The following is a 26,317-nucleotide window of genomic DNA, read 5'->3' on the forward strand; positions in this document are numbered from 1 at the left end:
AATTGGCGCGGGCAGATGATGGGAGCAGTTAGACCGATGTTTTGCCGGGATGCAACGGCGCCTGGCGCAGGGCGTTATTCCTCCCCCGCCAGCAGTGCCGCATTGCCGCCCGCCGCCGCCGTGTTGATGGTCACGGTCTGCTCGGTGGCGAAGCGCGTGAGGTAGTGCGGGCCGCCGGCCTTGGGGCCGGTTCCAGACAGGCCGTTGCCGCCGAACGGCTGCACGCCGACCACCGCGCCGATCATGTTGCGGTTGACGTAGATGTTGCCGATCTGGGCGCGATCGATGATGGCTTCGATCGTGTCGTCGATGCGCGAATGAATGCCGAGCGTGAGCCCGTAGCCGGTGCGTTCGATGGACTGCAGCACGCGGTCGAGAGTCTCGGCGCGGTAGCGCACGACATGCAGGATCGGGCCGAAGATCTCCTCGGTGAGCTGGCCGGCCTCTCTGAGCTCGAAGATGTGCGGCGCCACGAAGCAGCCGTCAGGCGCATGGCCCGCAAAGTGCAGCCGCGCCTCGTTCTTCATCCGCGTGATATGCGCATCGAGCCGCTGCTTAGCCTCCATGTCGATCACCGGACCGACATGGGTCGCGAGATCGGAGGGATCGCCGATCTTGAGCTCGCGCGCCGCGCCCGCGATCATCTCGATCATGCGATCGGCGACGTCCTCCTGCACGAACAAGAGCCGCAGCGCCGAGCAGCGCTGGCCGGCGGAACGGAAAGCGGAGGTCACGACGTCATCGGCAACCTGCTCGGGCAGCGCGGTGGCATCCGCGATCATGGCGTTGATGCCGCCTGTCTCCGCGATCAGCGGCACGATCGGCCCGTCCTTGGCGGCAAGCGTCCGGTTGATCGACCGTGCCACTTCGGTCGATCCGGTGAAGACGATGCCGGCGATGTCGGGGTGGGCAGTCAGCATCGCACCGATCTTGCCGTCGCCAGTGACGAGGTGCAGCGCGCTTCTGGGGATGCCGGCCTCGTGCAGCAGAGCGACGGCCTCACGCGCGATGCGCGGCGTCTGCTCGGCCGGTTTTGCCACCACGGTGTTGCCGGCCATCAGGGCCGCCGTGACCTGGCCTAGGAAGATCGCCAGCGGAAAATTCCACGGCGAGATCGCCACGAAGACGCCGCGGCCGCGCATGGCGAGCGCGTTGCTCTCGCCGGTCGGTCCGGGCATTGCCGTCGCGCTGCCGAAAAGCTTGCGGCCTTGTGCGGCATAGTAGCGGCAGAAGTCCGCGGCCTCGCGCAGCTCCGACAGCGCATCGTCGAGCGTCTTGCCGCCTTCGCGTTGAAGCAACGCGATGAAGTACGCGCCACGGCTTTCCAGCAGATGCGCGGCCTGCTCCAGGGCTGCGGCGCGCATGGCTGCCGGCGTCCGGCTCCAGGCGGCAAGGCCCGCGCGGCTTGCGGCCACCGCCGCGCTGGCCTGATCCGGCGTTGCGTCGGCGATCGGCTTCAGGTCGACCGCCTCTGCTTTGACATTTGTCAGCAATTGGTCGAGCGCGACGCGTGCGCCGAATTCGACGCCGCGCGAATTGCGCCGCTCCGGCCCGAACAGATCGCCCGGCAACGGAATTTTGGGATGGGCCGCCGCTTGCGGCCGGAGAATCGCATCCGCCGGACGCTGCAACAGCGCCGTAACAGGCACGCGATAATCGGCGGCCTGCGCCACGAACGAGGAATTGGCGCCGTTCTCCAGGAGCCGCCGCACCAGATAGGCCAGCAGATCGCGATGGCTGCCGACCGGCGCATAGGTGCGGTAGGCGATCTCAGGGTGATCCTTGGCGAGCTGCTCGTACAGCGCCTCGCCCATGCCGTGCAGGCGCTGGAATTCGAAGCCGCCGCCGTCAGCTGCGAGCTCCAGCACGGTCGCGACCGTCAGCGCGTTGTGGGTGGCGAATTGCGGGAAGATGCGCGGCCGCAAGGCCAGCAGCTTCGTCGCGCAGGCGACGTAGTTCAGATCCGTCATCGCCTTGCGCGTGAACACGGGGTAGCCCTCGAGCCCGCGCTCCTGCGCGCGCTTGATCTCGGTGTCCCAATAGGCGCCCTTGACGAGGCGCACCATCAGCTTGCGGTCATGCGCGCGGGCCAGCGCATCGACATAGTCGATCACGGCGCTGGCGCGCTTCTGATAGGCCTGGATCGCGAGGCCAAATCCGTCCCAGCCCTTGAGCGAGGGATCGGCGAGCGTCGCCGCGATCACGTCGAGCGACAGTTCGAGCCGGTCGGCCTCCTCGGCATCGACGGTGAAGTTGAGATCATGGGCTTTGGCCCGGCGCGCGAGATCGAGCAGCAGTGGCACCAGCTCGGCCATCACCCGCTCGCGGCTGATCGCCTCGAAGCGCGGATGCAGTGCCGAGAGTTTGACCGAGATGCCGGGCCGGTCGGGCAGGGGATGGGAGCCTGCCGCCTTGCCGATGGTTTCAATGGCACTGGCATAGGCGTCGAAATAGCGTTTTGCGTCCGCCGCCGTGCGCGCGCCCTCGCCGAGCATGTCGAAGGAATAGCGCGGCTTCTGGCCGGAGCGTGGCCGGCCCCGCTCCAGCGCCTGCTCGATGGTCTCGCCGAGCACGAAATGATTGCCCATCAGCCGCATTGCCTGGCGCGTCGCGGTGCGAACAGCCGGCGCGCGGAGCCGCTTGACGAGGCGGCCGATGGTGCCGTCTGGCGTTTCGCCGGGCTGGATCACCCGCGCCGACAGGCCGAGTGCCCAGGCCGAGGCGTTGACCAGGAAGGCGGTGGACTTGGTCTCGTGATGGATGAAGTCACCCTCGCCGAGCTTGTCCTCGATGAACTGGTCGGCGGTGCGGGCATCAGGCACGCGCAGCAGCGCCTCGGCCAGCACCATCAGCGCGAGGCCCTCCTTGGTCGACAGCGCGAACTCCCGCAGCATGTCCTCGCCCCCGCCAAGATTTCCCGCAAGCCGGTCGTCGCGCTTGCGGATCGCCTCTATCAGCCGCGTCGCGGTGCGATCGATCCGCGTCTCCTGTGGTGGACTGAGATGCGACGCCGGCAAGAGGCGTGCGGCGATCTCAGCGTCATCGGGCGCGAAAGGGGCGGTGAAGGGCGGTGGGATGTTCGGCATGGCGTGTCCTGTGGCTGAAATCCAGGATAAGGCTCGCATGACCGTAGTTCGATAGACAATCTAGCCGATTAGCCTTAGAAAACGAAGATAAGACGCAGTTTGGCCTCAGAAATTATGGAACTAGATCGAATCGACCGGAAAATCCTCTCGATTTTGCAGGAGGATGGGCGAATCGCCAATGTCGAGCTCGCCGAGCGGATCGGGTTGTCGCCGACTTCAATCGGCGAGCGGCTGAAGCGCCTGCAGCGCGAGGGGTTTGTCGAAGGCTATGGCGCACGGCTCAACCCGCACCGGCTCGGCCTCGGTCTCCTGGTGTTCGTCGAGGTGTTGCTCGACAAGACCACGCCGGAAAATTTCGAGCGGTTCGCGCGCGCGGTGAAGCTCGCGCCTGAAGTTCTTGAGTGTCACATGGTTGCCGGCGGATTCGACTATCTTGTCAAGGCGCGGCTTGCGGACATGGCCGCCTATCGACGCTTTCTCGGCGAGACCTTGCTGTCGATGCCGGGCGTGCGCGAGACGCGGACCTATGCGGTGATGGAGGAGATCAAGCGCGACGCACCGTTGCCGGTGGGCTGACGACATGTCGTCGCGATTGTCATTGCTGTGGCGTTGAATGAGCGGTCTTCGCAGGGAAAATAGCTACCCGCGTGCAGTCGCAACGCCTGTCGTCGAATGCACTGGCCGTCTTCTGAAATTTTCTTGGCCCGCTCCCGGAGGTGATCCGGGAGGCAGCAAAGGCTGGCGGGCTTATACTTTGAGGTTCTCTGCGGAAGTCTTGCCCCGGTTTGCGATCTCTTCGTATTCCACCGTCTGTCCCTCGTTCAGGGTCGACAGACCGGCTTTCTGCACTGCCGAGATATGCACGAACACATCCTTGCCACCCGACGCAGGCTGGATAAATCCATAACCCTTCGTCGGGTTGAACCACTTGACCGTACCTTTAGCCATCACGACTTCTCCGCGGGTCTTCCTCCGAGATCTCGAACCGCCAGTCCCCGCCAACCGGCCGGTTCGGTCCTAACAGGATACGCGGAATGTGGCGGGCTTGGTAGCTCAAACCACATCCGCATTTCGCCGAATTCCGCTCAACTTCGCGGCGCTTTTGCCGGTTTTGCCCGTTTCGCGGTCAAACGGCCTACGCGCCGCGCGCTAGCAGTCAATACGTCGCGGCCAGATAATCGACGATCTTGCCGACATCGGCGTCGTCGATCGGCGCACCATAGACCTTGATCATCTTGGTCACCTCGGCCTGCCAGAAGCCTTTCTTGTCCTTCATCGGCGGCTGCGTCTTGATGTAGTCGGCCGAGTGGCAGGCGCCGCAATTGCCCTTGACGATCTCGAGGTCGGGGCCCGGCTTGAACGCTGCGACCTCGTCAGGGGTCTTGTAATTGACCGGCGCTGCGAGGCCCGATCCCACCATTGCGGCGAGGCCGAACGAGACGGCGAGGAGAACGGTGCGGTGCATGATCATTCTCCTTCAGGCCACGGTCACGCGGACGGTTTCGACGACGTTGCGCAAATAGCCCGCTGGGTTCCAGCGCGGCGTGTCCGGCTGCGTCTCGCCGCCATTGCCGGTGGCGCGCACCCTGAGCTCGTGACTGCCGGCCGCGAGCTTCACCGGCAGCTTCCATTCGCGGAAGGCGTATTTGCCGAGATCCTTGCCGAGCTTGGCGCTGACCCAGGTCGTGCCGCCGTCGGTGGAGACCTGGACCTCCTTGATGCCCTGGCCGCCGTCGAAGGCGATGCCGCGCAGGGTCACGGCGCCCGCCTTCAGCTTGGCGCCGTCCGGCACGCTGGTGATGAAGGAGCGGATGGTGAAGCGGTTGATCGGGATCGTCGCTTTCGGCGCGGTGCCGGGCTCGACCGCGTTGTTCGGGGTGTCCGGAATCCGATAGGCCGACTTCATCCAGAAGCCGTCATAGACATTGTCGATGACGGTGATGTCGTTGAGGTGCTTGACCCAGTAGGTGCCGTAATAGCCGGGCACGATCAGGCGCAGCGGAAAGCCGTTGAGGAACGGCAGGGCCTCGCCGTTCATGCCATAGGCCAGCATCACCTCGCCGTCACGGGCATGATCGAGATCGAGGGCCTTGACGAAATCGGGCGTTTTGTCGCTGACCGGGCCGTCCATGCCGTTGAATGTGACCTGCTTGGCGCCGGCCTGCACACCGGCCATCTCCAGCACCGCCTTCAGCGGCACGCCGCGCCAGCGCGCACAGCCCATGGCGCCGTTGGCGAGCTGGCCGCCGGCGACGCGCGGCTCGAAGAAGCCGCGGCTGTTGCCGGAGCACTGCGCGACGGCGACGATCTCCGTCGCCTTCATCTTCCTGATGTCCTTCAGCGACAGTTTCAGCGGCTTGTCGACCTTGCCCTTGACCTCCAGCGTGAACTTGTCGGGGTCGAGATCGTAGGGCAGGTCGGAGAGGTGATAGCGCACGAAGAACGCATTGTTCGGCGTGATCGGACCGTCATTGAAGATCGCAAACGGCGTCTCGAGCTGCGGCGGCCGGCTGGTCAGGCCGATCATCGGCCGCTTCTGCGGATATTTCACCAACGGTCGTTCGCCGTTAGCAAAGGGCAGGGCGACGGTGTCGAGTGCCAGCGCTTTGGTGGAATTCAGTGTGGCCGCAAGTGCGGTGAAGCCCGCTCCTTTGAGCAGGTCGCGTCGATCGAACATTCTCGTCTCCTCCCGGAGCTTTTCTCTGCCTGCGGTCATCACCGCCGACCTGCGCTCATCTGCCGCAACGATTTGAACGAAGTCAATTCGTGCTTTCGCAGCAGGCCCATGCCGCTGCGCTGCAGCAGGCCGGTGTTGCGTCCGTGGTGAAATTGAGCCGGGCTGTAACTGCAGTCTCGGTGCACCTCTCCCGCGAGCGGGAGAGGTGCACGCTTTCCGTGTGGTTTGCCTGTCAGGCCGCGACGCGCTCGCTGCGATCGACCAGTGCCGCCAGCTCCCGCGTATCCGCAATCACCCGCACCGCCATCGGCTCGTCGCGGCCGCGAATCGCGACCTCCTGCTGCGGCAGCGTATCGTCGGCAAGGCCTGCGCTGCGGCGGATTTCGTCCGAGACGATCGCCTCGCAGGCCAGCGTCTTGGTCATGTCCTGGAGACGGGCGGCGACGTTGACGGCATCACCGAGCGCCGTGAAGACGATGTGATCGCGATAGCCGATGTCGCCGATGATGACCTCGCCGCCGTGAATGCCGATGCCGAAGCGGATCGGCTGGCGAAGGTCATGGCTCAGGAGCTTGTTCAGCTCGTCGATATGGCTGGCGATGCCGGAGGCCGCCTTCAGCGCCTGCCGGCAGGCGGGTTCCGGATCAGCCGTGAGCCCGAACAGCGCCAGCATGCCGTCGCCGACGAACTGGTTCGGCTGGCCGCCATTCTCGATCACGGCCTGCGATACCGCGCCGAGGAAGCGGTTGACGATGAAGACGGTGTCGAACGGTAGCCGTTTCTCGGCGAGCTGTGTCGAGCCACGCATGTCCACGAACAGGCTGACGAGATAGCGCTCCTGGCCGATGCTCGCCGGCGCCGAGGCATGCGCGGTTGCCGACGACGTTTGCGGGGTGAAGAGCTGGAAGAAGGAGAGGTCGGATGTCGGCCGCAGCTGGCAGGCCAGCCGGATCGAGGGATCGCTGGTGCCGACACGGGTGAGCACGAAGGCTTCGCGCTGTGACGGCTCGGGCAGGGCGGCATGATCGCCGATGATGCGGATGCGGCAGGTCGAGCAGCGGGCGCGGCCGCCGCAGACGCTGGCATGGGGCAGATTGTGCCGCAGGCTCGCTTCCAGCACGGAGACGCCCTTGGGGACCCGCACCGTCTTGCCGTTGCCGTAGGACAGCGCGATCATGCCGCCGCGCCGCTCGCGCAGGGCTCGCACCCCGCGCGCCGCCAGCGCCAATCCCAGCAGACCGAAATAACCGACGGTGAGGATGCCGGTGATGCGGTCGAGCGTGTCCCCTTCCGCGACCGTGCCGACCTGGCGGCGGGTGAGATTGTGCGTGCGCCATTCCCCGTCATCGGCTTCGAACGCGACGCTGCGGCCGCCCTGGTAGATGCCGAGCAGCGACAATGTCGGGATCAGCACGGCGGCGGCGAGCAGATAGGGGGCGGCGCGCGTGAAGAACGGCTTTAGGCGCAGCCAGAAGAAGATGCCGATGCAGCCGTGCACCCAGGCAATCAGAAGCAGGATCGTCATCTGCCAGAGCCGGCCGGGCGCGGCGACGAAGAACAGATACAGCTCCTGCGGATAGAGCTTGTGATGATCGTACAGCGTGTAGCCGAGCCGAACGCCGATCACATGCCCCATGACCAGCGCCGGGATGCTCAAGCCCAGCACGAGCTGAAGCGGCTCGATCGTGCGCCAGCGGAACTGGCGGCGCTGGTACAGCGCATAGATGCCGAGCCCCATATGCGTGAGCGCCGCCGTGTAGAACACGATCGAAATGGGGAGGAACTGCCAGAACAGGGTGTGGTAGTAGACCCCGGCCTCCATGGCCTCGACCGAGATATTGCCGAGTGCATGGTTGAGGAAATGGCTGATCACGTAGGCGAACAGGATCACGCCGCAGACGAGCCGCACCTGCCGCACGCTGGTCGCGCGGACGAGTTCGGACATGTGTGCGGGAGCGGTGGCCATGATTCGGTTGTATCAGTTCACCAAGGAGAACAGCCAGCGTAGCGGTTAATTCCCGATATGGACAGGCTGCGAGATCACATGCGCGGCAAGGTTACGAAATCGTAGGGTAGGCAAAGGCGCGCGCCGCTGTCGTCCCGGACAAGCGCGCCCTCAGGCGCGCGCCGATCCGGGACCCATAACCACAGGACGTGGTGATGGGCGAGCCGGCAACTCCGGGTCTTCGCCAAACTCCTCCCTGTGGTTATGGGTCCCCGGTCTGCGCTGACGCTTGCCCGGAACGACAGCGGTATTTGTAGCGCGGTCCCCCCGCATTGACTCCCTCTGTCAGGTTGGCGAAAAGCGCGCTCGTGACGATCGCTCCCGATATCTCCGTGAAGCCGGACGGTGCAGAACGCCGTCTCATGCTTATTGCCGTGCTCGTCATCGCCGCGATGACGCTGCTCCGCATCGTCTATGCTTCCGCCATCGAGCTGCGCACCGACGAGGCCTATTACTGGACCTGGTCCAAGGAGAGCGCGCTCAGCTTTCTCGATCATCCCCCGGGGATCGCCTGGCTGATCCGCTTCGGCACCGCGATCTTCGGCGATACCGTGCTTGGCGTTCGCTTCGGCGGCATCGTCGCGATGCTGCTGACGCAACTGCTGCTCGCCGACATCGTCCGCCGTCTCACCCATGACGCGCGCGCGGTCATGTTCGCCGTGCTGATGCCGGAGGCCGCGCTCTATTACGGCCTGCTGATGGCCAAGGTCGCGCCCGACGTGGCGATGATCCCGTTCGCGGTGGCGATGATGTGGTCGCTTGTACGGCTGGCGCAAAGCGGCGACGGACGCTGGTGGCTGGCGGCCGGCCTGTTCGCCGGCCTCTCGATGCTGTCGAAATTCACCGCGATCATGTTCGCGCCGGCGGTTGCGGCCTTTCTGCTGGTGCCGGACTGGCGCTGGCGCTGGTTGCGCAGCCCCTATCCTTATCTTGCCGTGCTGGTTGCGGCCGTCGTGTTCTCGCCGGTGCTGATCTGGAACGCCCAGCACGATTGGGCCTCGTTCCGCTTCCAGGGCGTGCGCGCCACCGCCAATTACGGCATCTCGCTGCGCACCATCGGCGATTACATCGGCCTGCAATTCGGCCTGGTCGGTTTTGTCATGTTGCCGGTGGTGCTGACCGGGCTGGCGCTGACGGCATGGCGCGGCTATCGCACGCGGGAGCCGGTCGCGATCCTGCTGTCGACCGCGGTGCTGGTGCCGTTCTGCTATTTCTTCGCCAAGTCGATGACGCTCCGGGTCGGCGACACCTGGCCGATGTTCATGTGGCCGGTCGGCTTCGCCGCAGCCGCCGTGAACCTCGCGACGATGATGAAGGAGGGATGGTCGGCACGCATGCTCAGATCGTCACTGTTCTGGGCCAGGACAGCGGTCGTCTCCGGCATCGCCTTCGTCGTCATCGTGTTCCTGTACTACGTCGCCGCGCCCTGGAACCTGCTCGGCAAGATCGATCCGATCGGCGCCGAGGCGGGTTACGAGCAGGTCGCCGCGCGTGCACAAGCCGCGCTCGACGAAACCGGCGCGACCTGGATCGCGACCACCGACTACCGCACCTACGCCATGATGCGTTGGCTGTTCCGCGGCCGCGTGCCGGTCATCGAGATCAATGAGCGCGGCCGCTTTCAGGATTTCCGCGATCCCGGCATCGACAAGATCAAGGGTCACGCCGGCATCTATGTCGGCCGCGAGCCCGACGACCGGTCGTCGCTGTGGGAGAACATTCCGGCGAAGCGCGAACAGCTCGGCCGGGTCGAACGCCGCTGGCGCGGCGTTTTGGCGGATACCTATGTGATCGAAAAGCTCACCGGCTGGACCCCGGAGCTCTCACCGCCGAAGGATTCGCCGCTGTTTTGGTGGAAGGTGCTAGCGGGCGAACTCGAGAAGCGGGAGCTCGGCTTCTCTTACCCTCCCCTCCAGGCAGGGCCATCGCATATGGGAATGATGTCGCCCGTGACCATCCTTCGAGACGCCCGCCGTTGGCGGGCCCTCAGGATGAGGACTGAGGGCATTTCGCTCGTTTCAACGGCCTCCGATATCGCTTAGCCTCACCCTGAGGAGACCGCGAACCGGTCGTCTCGAAGGACGAGGCGCGCGCTCAGCTCGCGCTAAGAGCCATATGCGATAGCCCTGCCTGGAGGGGAGGGTAAGAAAGAGCCTTACTCCTCGCCATCCTTCTTGCGCAACAAATCCGTCGCAAGATCCGACAGTTTCGGTGGCGGCAGCGCCGCGAACGGCAATGGCCTGGTCACGTCGATCGCAGCTAATCCCAGCCGCGCGGTCAGCAGCCCGTTGAGCACGCCTTCGCCGAGCCGCTGCGACAGCTTCGCCGCGATCCCGTGTCCCAGCATCTGTTGCACCAGGCTGTCACTCGCGGCCATGCCGCCGGTGATGGCGAGATGGGTGATGACGTGGCGGAGCAGGCGGATCATGCCGAGCGCGCCGGGGCGGCCGCCATAGAGATAGGCCAGCTGGCGGATCAGGCGCAGCGCGGCGACGAACACGAACAGCACGTCGATCGCCGCGCGCGGACTCACCGCGGTCACGATCGAGACCTTTTGTGCGGCCGACGACACCAGGTGCCGCGCCTCGGCGTCCAGCGGCGACATCAGCTCGCGCTCGGCGAGCCGGATCATGTCGGCGCCATCAATGATCTCGCCGGCGTGGCTCTCCAGGGTGGCGCGGGCGCGTGCGAGCTGCGGGTTCTGGTGCGCGATCCTGAGCAGGTCCTGGACGATGACGCGACTCTCCTTGCGGTCATCGCTGGCAAGCACCGCCGCAGCGCGCGCGTGCAGCTTCTCGATCGTCGCGAGGCGCGCGAGACCGAGCGCCTCGCGTCCGATCACCACCGCAAGCGCGAGCGCCGTCACGGAGGCGAGGGCAAGCCCGACGAAGCCGAGTGTTTCGCTGCGCGCGAACAAATCCTCGACCAGATGCACGACGCCGAGCCCGGTGCCGAGCAGCGTCAGCCCGGCAAGTCCCGACCAGAACAGCGTGCCCCAGGGAAAACCACGCCGCGCCGGCAGCGCGGCCTCGATCGGCACCGGCAGCATGGCCGGATCAGGCTCCGGCGTGATCTGGATGGTGGCGCGGCCGGGCCGCGCCGTCTCGTCCGCCTCGGTGACGACGACGCCGGGATCGTCAAGCCGGAACGTCGCCGGCCGCCGTGGCTTCGATCGGTCGTTCATGCGAGCTTGTCTCCGATCAGGAACTGCAAGGCACGGTCAAGGCGGATGTGTGGCAGCGTCGGCTCGTTCGTTCCCTCGCGTTCGAGCTTGGGCGGGCGGAAGCGCAGGAAGCGGAAATCGCTTCTGTCGGCGGCCTCGGTCGCGAGGCCGCGGAACGCATCGGTGCCGTTGAAGAGCGGCTCGGGATCCAGCGGCAAATCGCCCGGAAAGGTCGCCACTTCCGTGTTGCCATCGAAGAACTCGCCGCCGGCGCTTTCGCCCGCGGCCGGCGTTCCCAGGATCGACGGCAATTTGTCGCGGCCGCGGGCGACTTGAGCCTCTCTTGTGGCGCGCACGGCGGCGAGCGCCACGACGTCGATCGCCGCGCCGGTATTTTCCGCGCGCGCGACTGCGCCCGAGACGGCGCGGCGCAGCACGGCCTCGAGCCGGTCGTGGCTGGAATGGTGCAGATGGTCCGCCTTGGTCGCCGCGAACAGGATGCGGTCGATGCGCGGCCGGAACAGGCTGGAGAGCAGGGTGCTGCGGCCGACGTTGAAGCAATCGAGAATGCCGGCGAGGGCAGCTTCGAGATCGTGCAGCGCCTCGGGACCGGAATTGAATGCGGCAAGCGCGTCGGCCAGCACGATCTGGCGATCGAGCCGGGCAAAATGGTCGCGGAAGAACGGCCGCACCACGACGTCCTTGTAGGCCTCGAAGCGGCGCACCATCATCGCCCACAGCGATCCCTCCGGCGCCTGCGCGCCGTTGGGCACGTCGAGCGGTGCGAAAGTCAGCGCCGGCGAGCCCGCGAGATTGCCGGGCATCAGGAAACGGCCGGGCGGCAGCAAGCTCATCGCAACGCGCTCGTTGCGGCAGGCGCGCAAATAATCGGTGAAGAGCCTTGCCGCCGTCAGCGTCGCCTGCTCGTCCTCGCGCGCCTCGGGCTTGAGCGTTGCGAGATGCGCGTGCCACTCGGCGGCGAGATGCGCGCGCGGCGCCTCGCGCGACAGCGCAAGGCTTTCCGCCGACCATTGCTCAAAACTCTTCTGCAGGAGCGGCAGGGCGAGCAGCCATTCGCCGGGATAGTCGACGATGTCGAGCGTCAGCGTGCGGTCGGCGCCGTTGCGGCGCTGATAGTCGATAACGAGCCTGAGCTCGCTGATGTCGACCGTCGAATTCGGCCAGCGTCGCTCCTCGACCAGCGCGTGCAGGTGGCCCTCATAGGCAAACCGGGGCACGGCATCGTCCGGCTGCGGCGCCAGATGCGCTCGCGCAATCCGGCCGGAGGCATAGGCTTCGAACACCGGAAACCGACCGCCGCGGGTGAGGCCGTGGATCAGCGCGGTGATGAACACGGTCTTGCCGGCCCGCGACAGGCCGGTGACCCCGAGCCGCACCGTCGGGTTGAAGAAGTGCTCGCCATAGTCGATCAGCGCCCGCGCCGACAGCCGCGCTTCTTCGACCATATCCTGGAAACTGAATGCCATATGAACGTTAGTGGATCTGGGGCGGGCGGGATGTGTGTCCGTTCACAAAAGTGGCAATTGCGTGAGGAAAATCAAGCTCCATACTTCCACCGCCTTTATCGGGAAATCAGCCGTTTGAACGACGCGACGATCTCGAAAGACCCATAGAAGAGAGCATTACCTGATCTTGCGGATTGCCATGACCGTCTTCCAACTGAAACAGCTTGCATCGACGTCTGTTCATGCCGCCGCCGACGTGATCGGCTGGGATTACGACCGCGCCGAGCTCATCGCCGACGGCATTATCCACGCGATCGGTGTGCTCTCCGGCGTCATCGCGGCAACCGTGCTGGTGGTGCTGACGGCGATCTATGCGGATGCGACCGACGTCATCGGCGTCTCGGTCTACGTCGCCGGCCTGCTCTCGATGCTGGTGTTGTCGGCGACCTATAATCTCTGGCCGGTGTCGCCGGCCAAATGGCTGCTGCGCCGGTTCGACCATTCCGCGATCTATCTCCTGATCGCGGCGACCTACACGCCGTTCATCCTGGAAGTGAAGGACAGCGGCTTCGCGCTGGTGCTGCTTGCCGGCGTCTGGTGTGTCGCCATCCTCGGCATCGTGCTGAAGCTGTTGTACCCCGGCCGGTTCGACCGCGTCTCGGTCGGCATCTATCTCGCGATGGGCTGGAGTGGCGTGATGCTCTATGACGCCGTGGTCAGGGCGTTGCCGGCGCTGGTGCTGGGATTCATCTTGGCCGGCGGTCTGCTCTACAGCTTCGGCGTTATTTTTCACGCCTGGCGGCGCCTGCGCTTCCAGAATGCGATCTGGCACGGCTTTGTCTTGGCCGGCGCGGCATGCCATTATACCGCAGTGCTCGACCTCGTGTTGAGCTGAGCTGGCTCCGCGCCGCGGAATAAGTGGCGCGGCGTAAGAGCGGTATAGAAAACAAGAGGAGACGTCGCATGCAGGTGACCGGCAAGGTCGTGGTCGTCACGGGCGGCGCAAACGGTATCGGCAGGGCGCTGTGCGAGGCCTTTCACAACGCGGGCGCGGCCAAGGTCGTCGTCGCCGATATGGACGCCGCCAATGCAAGGGCGGTCGCCGCCATGGTGGATGGCGCCGCCTTCAAATGCGACGTCGCGCAGGAGAAGGACATTGCGCACGTCATCGAGGAGACCGAGCGCCAGTTCGGCCCCATCGCCCTGTTCTGCTCCAATGCCGGCATCGGCGGCGGCTTCGATCCGATGTCGGAGAATGCCGGCGGTGCTTCCGACGAGCCGTGGCAGCGCAGCTGGGCGATCCACGTGATGGCCCATGTCTATGCCGCGCGGCATCTGATTCCGCGCATGAAGGCGCGCGGCGGCGGTTATTTCCTCAACACCATCTCGGCCGCGGGCCTGTTGTCGCAGGTCGGCAGCCCGGCCTATTCGACCACCAAGCACGCTGCGGTCGGCTTTGCCGAGAATCTCGCGATCTCGCACAAGGCGCATAACATCAAGGTCTCGATCCTCTGCCCTCAGGGTGTCGACACCAACATGCTGCGCTCGATCCCGAAAGGCCCACAATCCGGCGACGGCGATCTCACACCGGAGCAGGTCGCCAAGGACGTGCTCGCCGGTCTCGAGCAGGAGACCTTCCTGATTCTCCCGCACCCCCAGGTGCTCGGCTACATGCGCAAGAAGACCGAGAATTACGACCGCTGGATCGGCGGCATGGCCAAGATCCAAGCCAAGATGCGGGAGGAGTTCGGAAAGTGACCGCAAGGTCATCCCGGGGCGATGCGCAGCATCGAACCCGGGATCTCGAGATTCTCAGGTGCACAATTGCGCACCGTAGTTCGGTCCTGCGGACCGCCCCGGAATGACGAGGGCTATCTGGGCTCCGACATCTCCTCCACCCGGCTCGCCCGCAGCGCCCGCGCATAGAGCATCATGCCCTCGCGCACCTTGCGCTGCTCCGCTTCCGTCAGCGTCGCTAGCGCGCCGCGCACCTGCTGGCGGCCGAAGGCATGCAGCGCCTCCAGCGTGCGCCGGCCCTTCGCCGTCAGCGACAACAGCTTGCTGCGGGCGTCCGTCTCATCCGCCGTCTCCTTGAGCTCGCCGCAATCGACCAGCTTGCGCACCAGGCGGCTGACGCTGGATTTTTCGAGCAGCAGGAAATCGCCGAGCTCGCCTGACGTCATCGGACCGCGGATGCCGATCTCAAGGATGGTGTGGACCGCCGAGGGCGGATAGTCCGAGGCCGCGACCGTCGCATCCATGAAGCCGAGCTCGCGCACCATCAGGCGCGAGGCGGCGCGGATGTCGTCGATCAGCGAAAGCTCAGCCATCCCTTGACTCCCGGCATATAGTTGTATCATACAACTATATGTGCGCAACGGCGCGCGCGCAAGCGTTTTGGAGTGGCCCATGAGCGGAGCTTTGCCGACGGGGATGCGGATGCAGGGCAAGGTCTGCCTGGTGACCGGTGGCGGCAGCGGCATCGGCCGCGCCACCGCGTTGCAGATGGCGACCGAAGGCGCGGATGCGGTCATCGTCGCGGGCCGCCGCGAGGCCGAGATCGAGGCGACCGCCGCTTCGTGCCGCGAGCTCGGCGCGGAAGCGATTGCGCTCAAGACCGACATCACACGCGAGGACGAGGTCGAGCGGCTGGTTCGCACCGCGAATGACCGTTGCGGCCGGCTCGACGTCGCCTTCAACAATGCCGGCTTCCAGGAGCGCCGCGCGCCGCTCGAACAGCAGGGCACCGACATCTACGACAGCGTGTTCGACACCAATGTCCGGGCGCTGTTCCTGTGCCTGCGCCACCAATTGCCGGTGATGTTGGCGCAGGGGCGCGGCAGCATCGTCGTCAATGCCTCCGTCAGCGGCATGCGCAATCCCAATCCGGGCTTCTCGCTCTACTCGGCGTCCAAGGCGGCCGTGATCTCCCTGACGCGCTCGGCGGCGATGGAGAATGCCCCGCGCGGAATCCGCATCAACGCCATCGCGCCTGGCCGCGTCGTCACCGACATGATGCTGCGCGCCGGCGTCGGCGATGTCGCGACGGTCAGCGCGGGATTGCCGTTGCGGCGGATGGGTAGTCCGGAGGAGGTGGCGGAAGCCGTGGTGTGGCTGTCGTCCGACGCGTCATCTTACGTGGTTGGACACGTGCTGGCGGCGGACGGGGGATTCTTGGCGTCATAGTGGGCGCGGTCGCGCCAAATATTCAGTGTCGTCCCTGCGTTCGCAGGAACGACATCTTCAATGCTTCTGCCCGTACAGTACCGGCACGGTTGAATCCACGACGACCTCGACGAGGCTGGTGCCTGCATGCGCCATGCCGCGCTTCAGCGCCTCGCCGAGCTCTGCGGCCTTGCTGACCCTCACGGCATGGCAGCCCATGCCCTCCGCGAGCCGGACGAAATCGATGCCGGGCAGCTCCAGTCCCGGCACGTTGCGCACCTGCATCACCTGGCTGAACGAGCGCATCGCGCCATAGCCGGAATTGTTGATGACGACGATGGTGAGCGGCAGCTTGCGCTGCGCGGCGGTCCACAGCGCCTGGATCGAATACATCGCCGAGCCGTCACCGATCAGGCAGATCGTGCGGCTGCTCGGCTTGCCGAGCGCCATGCCCACCGCGGCGGGCAGGGAATAGCCGAGGCCGCCGCTCGACATCGTATAAAAGCTGTCTTGGCCGCGCATCGGCAGGAATTTTTGCATCGCTGGGCGGTGCGAGGGCACTTCCTCGACCAGCGAGGCATCATCCGGCATCGCCTGCGACAGCGAATGCAGCAGGAATTCGACCGGCAGCGGATCGGCCGCCGGCGGCGGCGCCGGCAGCATACGTCCTTTTGGCGTGGCGCGCTTGCTCTCGGGCAGGAGCTCGAGCAGCAGGCTGAGCGCCGGCTTCATGGTGGCGATGATGCTGGTGCCGACGGGCGTGACGGCCGCGGCATCGGCATCGTCGGTGATCTGGAAGATGGTCGCGCCGCCGTCGAAGATCGCGGCATGGCCCTCGACATGGAAGGTGAACACCGGCGCGCCGACGACGACGACGAGGTCATGCGCGCGCAGCGCGTCGGAGAGCTGCGCGGGCGAAGCGTGCAGGAAGCCTGCGAATTGCGGGTGATGCTCGGGGAAGGAGCAGCGCGCCGAGAACGGGCTGACCCAGACGCTCGCCTTGGCTTTCTCCGCGACGCGCACCATCAGATCCACCGCGCCGGCGCGGTCGACGCCGGGGCCGACGACCAGGGCGGGGTGTTTTGCCGATCCGAGCGCTGTGACCAGCGCCTTCATCGCCTTCGGCTCGGGGCCGATCTCGCGGCTCACTGTCCGCGCTTCGATCGGCGCGCAGGCATGCGCCCAATCGTCGATCGGGATCGACACGAAGGTCGGCCCGCACGGCGGCTGCATCGCGGTGTAATAGGCGCGTGCGATCGCGGCCGGCACGTCCTCGGGCCGCGCCGGCTCGACGCTGTATTTGACGTAAGGTCGCGGGAATTCGGAGGCGCGCTCGGCATAGAGGAACGCCTGCAGCGGCAGGATCGAGCGCGCCTGCTGGCCCGCCGTGATCACCAGCGGCGTCTGGTTGCGGTGCGCGGTGTAGATATTGCCGAGCGCGTTGCCGACGCCGGCCGCCGAATGCAGATTGACGAAACCCGCATTGCGGGTCGCCTGCGCATAGCCATCGGCCATGCCGACCGCAGAAGCTTCCTGCAGCGCCAGCACGTAATCGATGTCGTCGGGCCAGTCGCTGAGGAAAGGCAGCTCGGTCGAGCCGGGATTGCCGAACACTTTCGTGATGCCGAAGGCGCGCAGCAGGTCGAGTGTCGCCTGCTTCACGGTGACGGACTTGCTGCCGGTCTTGCCGTTCTTGGCCATTGGTTTCCGTCCCCTTCTTAGTTCCTCATCCTGAGGAGCGCGTCTTCGCGCGTCTCGAAGGATGAAGGCCCGGCTGGTGGCCTCAGCCCTTCGAGACGCGCGCGAAAGGCGCGCTCCTCAGGGTGAGGTGCCAGCTTCCTACATCGCGGTTGCATTCGCAACGACGAGGAGAAAACAGCGGTGGCTTACCACACCGCCGTGCCCTTCATCGTCGGTTGTCCCTCCGCGTTCGCGGTCCACAGCTCCATGCCCGCCTCGGTCTCGTTGGCGTTGACGGAGAACTCGGTGCCCTCGAACAGCGGCTGCAGCCCGCGATAGGTAAATTTCTTCGGCGCCTTTCCGCCGCGCAGCCTTGCAGCCATCTCGATGATGAGTGCCGCCTGCAACGGGCCGTGGAAGATCAGGCCCGGATAGCCTTCGACCTTGGTGACGTAGTCGCGGTCGTAATGGATGCGGTGGCCGTTGAAGGTCAGCGCGGAGTAGCGAAACAGCAGCACGGGATCGGACACATGCGTCTCGCGGTGCTGCGCCTTCGGCGGCGGCGGCGGGGCCTTGGCGGTCGCTGGCGCGCTGCTCGTCATCTCGCGATAAACGATGTCCTGGCGCTCGCGGATGGCTGTGCCGCGCGGTGAGGAAATGCTGTGCTCGACCGAGACGAAGCAGAGCGTGCCGGTCGAGCCTGTCTTGACCTGCACATCGGCGATACGCGACGTCCGCGTCGATTCATCGCCGACTTGCAGCGGCTGCAAAAACTCGATCTCGCCGCCGGCCCACATCCGGCGCGGCAGCGGCACCGGCGGCAGGAAGCCGCCGCGGGTCGGATGGCCGTCGGGACCGAGCATCGACATCGGAAACACCGGCTGTGCCAGGCACCAATGCACCGTGAACGGTGCGGCGTCACCCGTCTTGGGCGCGCCGACCTCCTGGAACAGCGTCGCGCGCAGACCCATGACGAGCTGCGCGGTGACGATGTCGGTGGCCTCGGTGCTGCGGCCGATCCATTGCCGCAAATGATCGATGTCGAGCTTCTCGGTCATGACGCCTCGCTCTTGCTACTTCTTCGCTTGGGGACGTTCGCCGATGGCGGGCACGGCGCCATAGCTGCGCATCTCGCCGACGATGATCGGCGCCGGCGCGGGATAGCTGACACGGCCGTTCGGCGTGTCGACCTCGATCCGCCGCAGATGCGGATGCCTGGTGAGGTCGGCCATGGTGTTGACCTCGGCGAAGGCGATGTCGGCATCCGACAGCCGCTTGAGGAGCTCGTCGCGCGTCATCCTGCCGAAGATGTCCGCGACCGTCTTGTCGGTGAAGTCGCGGTTGCGCACGCGCTCGACCATGTTGGCGACGCGGGGATCGGCCGGCAGGTCCGGCTGGGCCAGCACCTTCGCGCACAGCGTCTTCCACTCCCGCTCGCTCTGGATCGAGATCAGGATGTCCTTGCCGTCCTTGGAGGTGAACACGCCATAGGGCGCGATCGAGGGATGACGAAGGCCCATGCGCTTGGGCGGATTGCCGGCTTCGGCGTTGAGCAGCGGCACCGTGCACCAGTCCGCCATCACGTCGAACATGGAGATGCGGATGTCGGCGCCCTTGCCGGTGCGCCCGCGCCCGATCAGCGCTTCCAGGATCGCCGCATGTGCGGTGGCGCCGGTCGCGACGTCGACGATCGACATGCCGACGCGCGAGGCGCCATCGGGATTGCCGGTGATCGAGGCAAGCCCGCTCTCGGCCTGGATCAGGAGATCATAGGCCTTGCGATGGGCATAGGGGCCCTCGTCGCCATAACCGGTGATGGTGCACGAGATCAGCCTGGGATAGTCCTTCAGGAGCCGCTCGCGCGAGAAGCCGAGCTTGTCCATCGACCCCGGCTTGAGGTTCTGGATCAGCACGTCGGCGCTGGCGATCAGCTTCTCCAGCTCGGCGCGGCCTTCCGTCGTGGTCAGATCGACCACCGCCGATTGCTTGCCGCGATTGAGCCAGACGAAGTAGCTGCTCTGGCCCTTGGCCGCCGCGTCATAGCCGCGGGCGAAATCGCCCTCGGGTCGCTCGATCTTGATCCCCTCGGCGCCGGCATCCGCCAGCCGCGAGGAGCAGAACGGCGCCGCCACCGCCTGCTCGACCGCAATCACCCTGATCCCGTCAAGTGCTCCCATGGCTGCGGCCTCAGTATGAGCGGGGCATGCCGAGCACATGCTCGGCGACGAAGGACAGCACGAGGTTGGTCGAGATCGGTGCCACCTGATAGAGCCGCGTCTCGCGGAACTTGCGCTCGACGTCGTATTCCTCGGCAAAGCCGAAGCCGCCATGGGTCTGGATGCAGGCATTCGCCGCTTCCCATGACGCGTCCGCCGCCAGCATCTTGGCCATGTTGGCCTCTGCGCCGCAGTCGAGCCCGGCTTCGTATTTGCGCGTGGCTTCCTTCACCATCAGCTCGGCCGCGCGCATCGAGGCGTAGGCCTTGGCGATCGGGAACTGGATGCCCTGGTTCTGGCCGATGGGACGACCGAACACCGCGCGCTCCTTGGCGTAGTTGGTCGCCTTCGCGATGAACCATTTGGCGTCGCCGACGCATTCGGCCGCGATCAGGATGCGCTCGGCATTCATGCCGGAAAGGATGTAGCGGAAGCCCTTGCCTTCCTCGCCGATCAAATTCTCCGCCGGCACCTTCATGTCGGTGAAGAACACTTCCGTCGTCGCGTGGTTCATCATGGTGCGGATCGGGCGGATCTCAAGGCCGTTGTTCTTGGCCTCGCGCATGTCGACGATGAACACGGACAGACCATCGGTGCGCTTCTTGACCTGGTCCTTCGGCGTGGTGCGCGCAAGCAGCACCATCAGGTCGGAATGCTCGGCGCGGCTGGTCCAGATCTTCTGGCCGTTGACGATGTAGCTGTCGTTGCCCTCCTTGCGGGCGAAGGTCTTCAGCGAGGAGGTGTCGGTGCCGCTGGTCGGCTCGGTGACGCCGAAGGCCTGCAGGCGCAATTCGCCGCTGGCGATCTTCGGCAGGTATTTCGCCTTCTGCTCGGCATTGCCGTGCCGCAGCACCGTGCCCATCGTGTACATCTGGGCGTGGCAGCCACCGCCGTTGCAGCCCGCGCGCTGGATCTCCTCCAGGATCGCCGCTGCCGCGGACAGCTTCAGGCCCGCGCCGCCATATTCCTCGGGGATCAGCACCGAGAGATAGCCGGCCTCGGTCAGCGCATCGACGAAGGCCTTGGGGTAGGCCATCTCGCGATCGAGCTTGCGCCAATATTCGCCGGGAAACTGCGCGCACAGCTTGGCGACGGCTTCGCGGATGTCGGCATAATCTTCGGTGTGGTGTTCTTGACTCATGACGTTTCCAGTTCTTGGCGGCAGTTAGGATAACGCCGGCCGATCCTCTGGCGTTGTGAAAACAACGCCAGCCCCCTATGCTCATTTGTTATAGCGTATGAAGTAGCCTTCCAGGATTGGCAAGCATGGATTTCCGGCAGCTCAGGACCTTCAGTTGCGTGGCGGAGCTCGGCAGCCTCTCCAAGGCGTCCGACATGTTGCGCGTGGCGCAGCCGGCGCTCTCCAGGCAGATCAAGCTTCTGGAACACGAGCTGCGCACCGAGCTGTTCACCCGCAACGGCCGCGGCATGGTGCTGACCGGGGCCGGCCGCCTGCTCTTGGCCCGCACCTCCGGCATCGTGCGGCAGATCGACCAGATCCGCGACGACATCCAGTCGGTGAAGGGCCCGCCCTCCGGACAAGTCGTGCTCGGCCTCGTTCCGACTGTGAGCTGCGTGCTGTCGGCGCGCTTTGCGCGGCGCTGCGTCGAAAAATTTCCCGGGATTTCGCTGCGCATCGTCGAGAGCTACAGCGGCCATCTCGTCGAATGGCTGCACCGCGGCGAGATGGATCTCGCCATCCTCTACGGCCGATCGGCCGATTTGCATCTCAACGTGCAGAGCCTGGGGCGCGACAACATCGTCGCGGTCGGTCCGCGCGGCTGCGGGCTGGCGCGCAAGAAGAGCGTCGACATCGGCTGGCTGCTGCGGCAGCGGCTGGTGCTGCCCAGTCATTCGCACGGCCTCCGCGCCCTGATCGAGCACGCGGCGGCCCAGCGCAAGATCAAGCTCAACGTCCAGCTCGAAGCGGATTCCTTCCGCGTGCTGACGAGCCTGGTCGAGGAGGGGCTCGGCTTTGCGCTGCTGCCGCCATCGTCGGTCCATGGCGAGGTCGCGGACGGACGGTTGGAGACGACGGCCGTGTCAAAGCCGATGACGCGCGAGCTCATTTTCGCTTCTCCGATCGACCGCCCGGCCTCGACCGCTTCGCTGGCCGTCACGGCGCTTCTGCGCGAGGAGGTCGCCGCCTGCCGCAAGGAAGGCGTTTGGGACATAAAATTGAGTTAGGTGCGGTAGTCTCGTAGAACAGCCGCGCGCCATCGTGCCTTCGCATCTGGCGCGAGCTGTCATGCCGAAATTTTATAGCAGGTTGGGTTGATTTGCCTCTCAAGGAGCAAGTCTAGAGCAAACCGCATTGAGAAGCACAGGCAGCGAGGTTCTGTCCGATATGAGAACTGTCGTGGGATCCTCTGCGCGAAAGACAACTCTAATCGTTTTGCCGTCACGCATCACGGTGTTCGATCGAGCGACAAGCCAAGTGCCATTCGGCTGTCGATGATAGGCAGAACAATCCACCTCCGTCATCGACGCCGCTTTGGACGGTTGGGCATTGCATGGCTGATGGATCGCGCCAGCGATTAGGACCGTGAGAGATAGAGCTAAGAACTCGCGATTGTTCATGCGTTGACTGCCGAGCCCTTACCCCGGTATCCTTACCGGCAGCGTCTCATATCCCTTGATGAAGCTCGAATAGATCCGCTTGGGCTCGCCGACCACCTCGATCCGGTCGAACCGCTTCAGCATCTCCTCCCAGACGATCCGCAGCTGCAGCTCGGCGAGGCGCATGCCGACGCAGCGGTGGATGCCGAAGCCGAAGGAGAGATGCGTCCTCGGGCGCGGGCGGTCGATGATGAACTCGTTCGGCTTCTCGAACATCTCTTCGTCGCGGTTGCCCGAGACGTACCACATCACGACGCGGTCGCCCTTCTTGATGTGCTTGCCGCCGATCTCGGTGTCGGCAAGCGCCGTGCGCCGCATATGCGCCAGCGGCGTCTGCCAGCGGATCACCTCCGGCACCATGGAGTCGATCAGCTCCGGATTGGCGCGGAGCTTGTCGTACTGCTCCGGGTTCTCGTTCAGCGCCAGCACCGAGCCGGTCATGGTGTTGCGCGTGGTGTCGTTGCCGCCCACGATGAGCAGGATGATGTTGCCCATGAGATTGTCGGGGTCCATGTGCCGCGTGGCGTCGTTATGGGCCATCAGCGACAACAGATCGTTGCGCGGCGCCGAGTTGACGCGCTCGTTCCACAGCTTCGACATGTAGGCATAGCACTCGTCCATCTCGCGGCGGCGCTCCTCGGCGGAGGCGACGATGCCGCTCTTGGGCAACGCGGTGGAGACGTCCGACCAGCGCGTCAGCTTGCGCCGCTCCTCCCAGGGGAAATCGAACAGGGTGGCCAGCATCTGCGTCGTCAATTCGATCGAGACGCGCTCGACGAAGTTGAAGGTCTCGTTGCGCGGCAGATTGTCGAGCACGGTCTGCGAGCGCTGGCGAATCAGCTTCGCGAGCTCGTCCAGATGTGTCGGCGTGAACATCGGCGACACCGTCTTGCGCTGCGCCGAATGCCTCGGCTGGTCCATCGCGATGAAGCTCGGATAGTCGTAGCCTTCCGGCACATCGCGGATCGAGATGCCGCCGAGCTTGGAGTCCGAGGAGAAGATGCCGTGATTGGTGTCGACATGCATGATGTCGTTGTACTTCACCACCGACCAGTACGGCTCGATCGGCGCATTGGTGCAGTAATGCACCGGCTCTTCCTTGCGCAGCCGCTCGAACCAGGGCCACAAGGTATCGTCCTGGAACAGCCTGGGCGCGCCGGGATGGAATTGCGACAGCGGCGTCGCATAGGCCTCATCAAAGGCCCGGCGCATGCGTTCGGCCTTGTCCACCTTGACCGGCGCTTGGATGTTCATCGTCGTGGCTCCAGTTGGTTCTCTTTCTTCGCCTCTCCCGCCTGCGGGGAGAGGCCGGAATTCGAGCGAAGCTCAAACTCCGGGTGAGGGGGACTCTCCGCGAATCCGTCCCTCAGCGTGTTCGCGGAGAGAGCTCCTCACCCCGACCCTCTCCCCGTAAGAACGGGGAGAGGGAGATTTCCTACGCCGCAATCTTCACCGGCAGCTCCTCCAAACCCTTCACGAAGCTCGAATAGACCCGCCTGGGTTCGCCGACCACATCAATATGGTCGAACCGCCTGAGAATTTCTTCCCAAATAATCTTGAGCTGGAGTTCGGCAAGCCGCAATCCCACGCAGCGGTGGATGCCGAAGCCGAAGGACAGATGCGTGCGCGGGCGGGCGCGGTCGATGATGAACTCGTATGGCTTGTCGATCGCCTCCTCGTCGCGGTTGCCCGAGACGTACCACATCACGACCTTGTCACCTTTCTTGATCTGCTTGCCGCGAAACTCGAAGTCGGAGAGCGCGGTGCGCCGCATATGGGCCAGCGGCGTCTGCCAGCGGATCACTTCGGGGACGAAACTGTCGAGCAAAGCGGGGTTGTCGCGCAGCTTGCGATACTGCTCCGGATGCTGGCTCAGCGCGAGCAGCGAGCCCGACATGGTGTTGCGCGTGGTGTCGTTGCCGCCGACGATCAACAGAATGAGATTGCCGAGGAAGTTCTTGGCGTCCATGTCGCGGGTCGCGGCGCCGTGCGCCATCATCGAGAGCAGGTCGCTCTTCGGCGGCTGCGCGATGCGTTCCTTCCAGAGCCGCGCGAAGTAGGTCGCGCATTCCGTCAGCTCGGCCTGGCGCTCGTCCTCGGTGGCGACGAGGCCGTCGGGCCCGGGAATCGTGGTCGCGATGTCGGACCAGCGCGTCAGCTTGCGGCGGTCCTCCCAGGGGAAGTCGAACAGCACCGCCAGCATCTGCGTGGTGAGCTCGATCGAGACGCGGTCGACCCAATCGAACACCTCGCCGCGGGGCAGATTGTCCAGGCACTCGGCCGAGCGCTTGCGGATGTTGAGCGCGAGATTGTCCAGATGTGTCGGCGTGAACATCGGCGCGACGGTCTTGCGTTGCGCGGCATGGCGCGGCGGGTCCATCGAGATGAAGCTCTCGCGGCGCAGATCCGGATCGATGTCGCGGATGGTGATGCCGCCGAGGGCGGAGGCCGAGGAGAACACCGCATGGTTGGTCTCGATCTCCATGATGTCGTTATAGCGCGTCACCGACCAGTACGGCCCGAACATCGAGTCCTTGCAGTAATGCACGGGATCTTCCCGGCGCAGCCGATCGAAATAGGGCCAGAACGTATCGGTCCTGAACAATTCCGGATCGCCAGGATCGAACTGCTCCAGCGGAAGTGAATTGGCGCGCTCGCGCAATGCGTCGAGCTTGGCCGCGCTCTCGATGGTCCCATGCATGACCGCTCTCCCTGGCATGAACCGCGCGTTCTCGTTGAATTCTGCGCTGCGGTATTTGATTTGCAATTACAGCCGGTTGTCTGCGCCGGAGCAAGGGAGAGTTTTGCCACTCCAACCCTTGTGAGAGGGGAATGCGTAGCCCGGATGGGCGAAGCGACATCCGGGACTTTGCTCGCGATGTTCCTGGGAATCGCTCCGCTCACCCGGGCTACGGGACTGCGCCACGAACCTCGTCAACGTGATCCCGCGCACGCTGTTTGTCGTGAAATCGTGCCAGAACGGGCTGGAATCGAGCTAAATCGAACCTGGCCGTGTTGGGGATCGACCAAATCTCTGATCTATAGTTTGAATGCAACAGGCCGACATCCCGAGGTTGCCGCCGTGAACGACATGCAATGGACCCCCATCGGCTCCGAGCCCATTCCGCCGCCGCTGCCGCCGACGCGGGTCGAGTTCAGCGGTAACCGCTCCGAGTTCCGGAAAATGGTCACCAAGGGTGCCATGCTGGAGCTCGTCACCTTCGGCTTCTACCGGTTCTGGCTCGTCACCGACATCCGCCGTCATCTGTGGGCGAACACCGCGATCGACGGCGATGCCGCCGAATATACCGGGCGGGCCAAGGAGCTTCTGGTCGGCTTCCTGTTCGCGCTCGCGATCCTGGTGCCGATCTACCTCGCCTACTTCCTGATCGGCATCGAGTTCGAGCGCTGGCAAGGCTTTGCCTCGACGCCGCTGTTCATCGGCTTCTATGCCTTCGGCCAGTTCGCGATCTTTCGTGCGCGGCGATACCGGTTGACGCGCACGGTCTGGCGCGGCGTGCGGTTCTGGATGGACGGCTCCGGCTGGGCCTATGCGTTCCGCGCCATGGCGTGGGGCCTGCTCGTGCTTCTCACGCTCGGCCTGGCGCTGCCGTGGCGCGCGGCGGCGCTCGAACGCTACAAGATGCAGCACAGCCATTATGGCGATCTCCGCGGCGATTTCGTGGGCGACGGCTGGACCTTCTTCAAGCGCGCCTGGTCGCTGTGGCTGCTCAGCCCGATCGCGCTCCTGATTTCCCCGCTCGCGCCGTTCCTCTATGCCGAGTTTAAGGCGCGCGAATGGCGCTGGTGGCTCGACGGCATTCGCATCGGCGGCGTCAGCCTGTCCTCGGACCTGCCTCACGACGCCTTCTACGGCCTGTACTGGAAGGTGATCGGCTGGTGGATGCTGCTCACGATCGCCTTCGCTGTCTATATCGGCGGTGGCGCTTTGCTGCTCGTGCAGCTGAGCGGCGTTCCGGCCGATCAGGTGTTCGGCGGCGACAATGCCGCCAAGAGCATCCCGATGGTGGTGATGATGGTGATCGGCTATTTCGCCCTGGCGCTCGCGATCAACATCGTCATGCGCGTCTATCTCCAGCGCGATCTCTGGGCCAAGGTGCTGGAAACCGTCGAGGTGCACGACATCGCGGCCGCGGCGGACGTGCGTGGCAGCGGCGAGCTCGCCAGCGCGCTCGGCGAAGGTTTTGCCGACGGCCTCGATGTTGCGGGATTTTGAGTC

Annotated in this window: 21 protein-coding genes; 7 read left to right on the top strand and 14 right to left on the bottom strand. The window is 65.1% G+C overall.

Annotated elements, in window-relative coordinates:
• Positions 1-74 precede the first annotated feature (74 nt).
• Positions 75-3,086, bottom strand: a complete 3,012-nt coding sequence (putA, locus tag X268_RS04195) for a bifunctional proline dehydrogenase/L-glutamate gamma-semialdehyde dehydrogenase PutA (protein ID WP_128923753.1) — start codon at positions 3,084-3,086, stop codon at positions 75-77.
• Positions 3,087-3,200: 114 nt separating this feature from the next.
• Between putA and X268_RS04200 the strand changes: the two genes are divergently transcribed.
• Positions 3,201-3,662, top strand: coding sequence for an Lrp/AsnC ligand binding domain-containing protein (locus X268_RS04200; RefSeq protein ID WP_128923754.1), 462 nt, complete (start codon positions 3,201-3,203; stop codon positions 3,660-3,662).
• A gap of 171 nt (positions 3,663-3,833) precedes the next feature.
• On the opposite strand, the gene X268_RS04205 is transcribed toward X268_RS04200, so the two are convergent.
• From X268_RS04205 to X268_RS04220, 4 genes are all read right to left on the bottom strand, one after another.
• The gene (locus X268_RS04205; RefSeq protein ID WP_008563500.1) at positions 3,834-4,034 is read right to left on the bottom strand and encodes a cold-shock protein; all 201 of its coding nucleotides are present in this window, start codon (positions 4,032-4,034) and stop codon (positions 3,834-3,836) included.
• A 208-nt stretch (positions 4,035-4,242) separates the two neighbouring features.
• Positions 4,243-4,551, bottom strand: coding sequence for a SorB family sulfite dehydrogenase c-type cytochrome subunit (sorB, locus tag X268_RS04210; protein WP_164937518.1), 309 nt, complete (start codon positions 4,549-4,551; stop codon positions 4,243-4,245).
• A gap of 12 nt (positions 4,552-4,563) precedes the next feature.
• Complete coding sequence (gene sorA / locus X268_RS04215) at positions 4,564-5,763, bottom strand: SorA family sulfite dehydrogenase catalytic subunit (RefSeq protein WP_128923756.1); 1,200 nt, start codon at positions 5,761-5,763, stop codon at positions 4,564-4,566.
• A 232-nt stretch (positions 5,764-5,995) separates the two neighbouring features.
• A complete protein-coding gene (locus X268_RS04220) occupies positions 5,996-7,729 on the bottom strand; it encodes an adenylate/guanylate cyclase domain-containing protein (RefSeq protein WP_128923757.1) in 1,734 nt (577 codons plus the stop codon).
• Between the two features lie 401 nt (positions 7,730-8,130).
• On the opposite strand from X268_RS04220, the gene X268_RS04225 reads away from it, so the two are divergent.
• On the top strand, positions 8,131-9,810 hold the full coding sequence (locus tag X268_RS04225) for a glycosyltransferase family 39 protein (protein ID WP_245477773.1): 1,680 nt from the start codon (positions 8,131-8,133) through the stop codon (positions 9,808-9,810).
• A gap of 113 nt (positions 9,811-9,923) precedes the next feature.
• Here the strand turns inward: X268_RS04225 and X268_RS04230 are convergent, their stop codons facing one another.
• Positions 9,924-10,952, bottom strand: a complete 1,029-nt coding sequence (locus tag X268_RS04230; protein ID WP_128923758.1) for a YcjF family protein — start codon at positions 10,950-10,952, stop codon at positions 9,924-9,926.
• Positions 10,949-12,418 (bottom strand): YcjX family GTP-binding protein, encoded by a 1,470-nt coding sequence (locus X268_RS04235; protein WP_128923759.1) that lies wholly within the window; start codon positions 12,416-12,418, stop codon positions 10,949-10,951. Before X268_RS04235 ends, X268_RS04230 begins: the two co-directional genes overlap by 4 nt.
• Before the next feature lie 178 nt (positions 12,419-12,596).
• Here X268_RS04235 and trhA point away from each other — a divergent pair, with 178 nt between their 5' ends.
• Both trhA and X268_RS04245 read left to right on the top strand, forming a co-directional pair.
• The gene (trhA, locus tag X268_RS04240) at positions 12,597-13,292 is read left to right on the top strand and encodes a PAQR family membrane homeostasis protein TrhA (protein WP_128923760.1); all 696 of its coding nucleotides are present in this window, start codon (positions 12,597-12,599) and stop codon (positions 13,290-13,292) included.
• A gap of 68 nt (positions 13,293-13,360) precedes the next feature.
• The gene (locus tag X268_RS04245) at positions 13,361-14,155 is read left to right on the top strand and encodes an SDR family oxidoreductase (RefSeq protein WP_128923761.1); all 795 of its coding nucleotides are present in this window, start codon (positions 13,361-13,363) and stop codon (positions 14,153-14,155) included.
• Positions 14,156-14,268: 113 nt separating this feature from the next.
• Here the strand turns inward: X268_RS04245 and X268_RS04255 are convergent, their stop codons facing one another.
• Entirely contained in the window at positions 14,269-14,727 is a 459-nt protein-coding gene (locus tag X268_RS04255) for a MarR family winged helix-turn-helix transcriptional regulator (protein ID WP_128923762.1), read from the bottom strand.
• Positions 14,728-14,806: 79 nt separating this feature from the next.
• Between X268_RS04255 and X268_RS04260 the strand changes: the two genes are divergently transcribed.
• Entirely contained in the window at positions 14,807-15,583 is a 777-nt protein-coding gene (locus X268_RS04260) for an SDR family NAD(P)-dependent oxidoreductase (protein WP_128923763.1), read from the top strand.
• A gap of 57 nt (positions 15,584-15,640) precedes the next feature.
• Here the strand turns inward: X268_RS04260 and mdlC are convergent, their stop codons facing one another.
• The 4 genes from mdlC to X268_RS04280 all read right to left on the bottom strand — a co-directional run bounded on the left by mdlC (position 15,641) and on the right by X268_RS04280 (position 20,599).
• Positions 15,641-17,263 carry a benzoylformate decarboxylase gene (gene mdlC / locus X268_RS04265; protein WP_128923764.1) on the bottom strand — a complete coding sequence of 541 codons (1,623 nt, stop codon included), beginning with the start codon at positions 17,261-17,263 and terminating at the stop codon, positions 15,641-15,643.
• Between the two features lie 185 nt (positions 17,264-17,448).
• The gene (locus X268_RS04270) at positions 17,449-18,300 is read right to left on the bottom strand and encodes an HTD2 family dehydratase (RefSeq protein ID WP_128923765.1); all 852 of its coding nucleotides are present in this window, start codon (positions 18,298-18,300) and stop codon (positions 17,449-17,451) included.
• Positions 18,301-18,315: 15 nt separating this feature from the next.
• Positions 18,316-19,419, bottom strand: coding sequence for a CaiB/BaiF CoA transferase family protein (locus X268_RS04275; protein WP_164937519.1), 1,104 nt, complete (start codon positions 19,417-19,419; stop codon positions 18,316-18,318).
• A 10-nt stretch (positions 19,420-19,429) separates the two neighbouring features.
• Complete coding sequence (locus X268_RS04280; protein ID WP_128923767.1) at positions 19,430-20,599, bottom strand: acyl-CoA dehydrogenase family protein; 1,170 nt, start codon at positions 20,597-20,599, stop codon at positions 19,430-19,432.
• A 125-nt stretch (positions 20,600-20,724) separates the two neighbouring features.
• On the opposite strand from X268_RS04280, the gene X268_RS04285 reads away from it, so the two are divergent.
• A complete protein-coding gene (locus tag X268_RS04285; RefSeq protein ID WP_128923768.1) occupies positions 20,725-21,645 on the top strand; it encodes a LysR substrate-binding domain-containing protein in 921 nt (306 codons plus the stop codon).
• A gap of 411 nt (positions 21,646-22,056) precedes the next feature.
• On the opposite strand, the gene X268_RS04290 is transcribed toward X268_RS04285, so the two are convergent.
• The gene (locus tag X268_RS04290; protein ID WP_128923769.1) at positions 22,057-23,331 is read right to left on the bottom strand and encodes a cytochrome P450; all 1,275 of its coding nucleotides are present in this window, start codon (positions 23,329-23,331) and stop codon (positions 22,057-22,059) included.
• Between the two features lie 181 nt (positions 23,332-23,512).
• Positions 23,513-24,778 carry a cytochrome P450 gene (locus X268_RS04295; protein ID WP_128923770.1) on the bottom strand — a complete coding sequence of 422 codons (1,266 nt, stop codon included), beginning with the start codon at positions 24,776-24,778 and terminating at the stop codon, positions 23,513-23,515.
• Between the two features lie 381 nt (positions 24,779-25,159).
• On the opposite strand from X268_RS04295, the gene X268_RS04300 reads away from it, so the two are divergent.
• Positions 25,160-26,314 carry a DUF898 family protein gene (locus X268_RS04300; protein ID WP_164937520.1) on the top strand — a complete coding sequence of 385 codons (1,155 nt, stop codon included), beginning with the start codon at positions 25,160-25,162 and terminating at the stop codon, positions 26,312-26,314.
• Positions 26,315-26,317: the final 3 nt, after the last annotated feature.

It is taken from the genome of Bradyrhizobium guangxiense (genome assembly GCF_004114915.1).
GTDB classification, from domain to species: domain Bacteria; phylum Pseudomonadota; class Alphaproteobacteria; order Rhizobiales; family Xanthobacteraceae; genus Bradyrhizobium; species Bradyrhizobium guangxiense.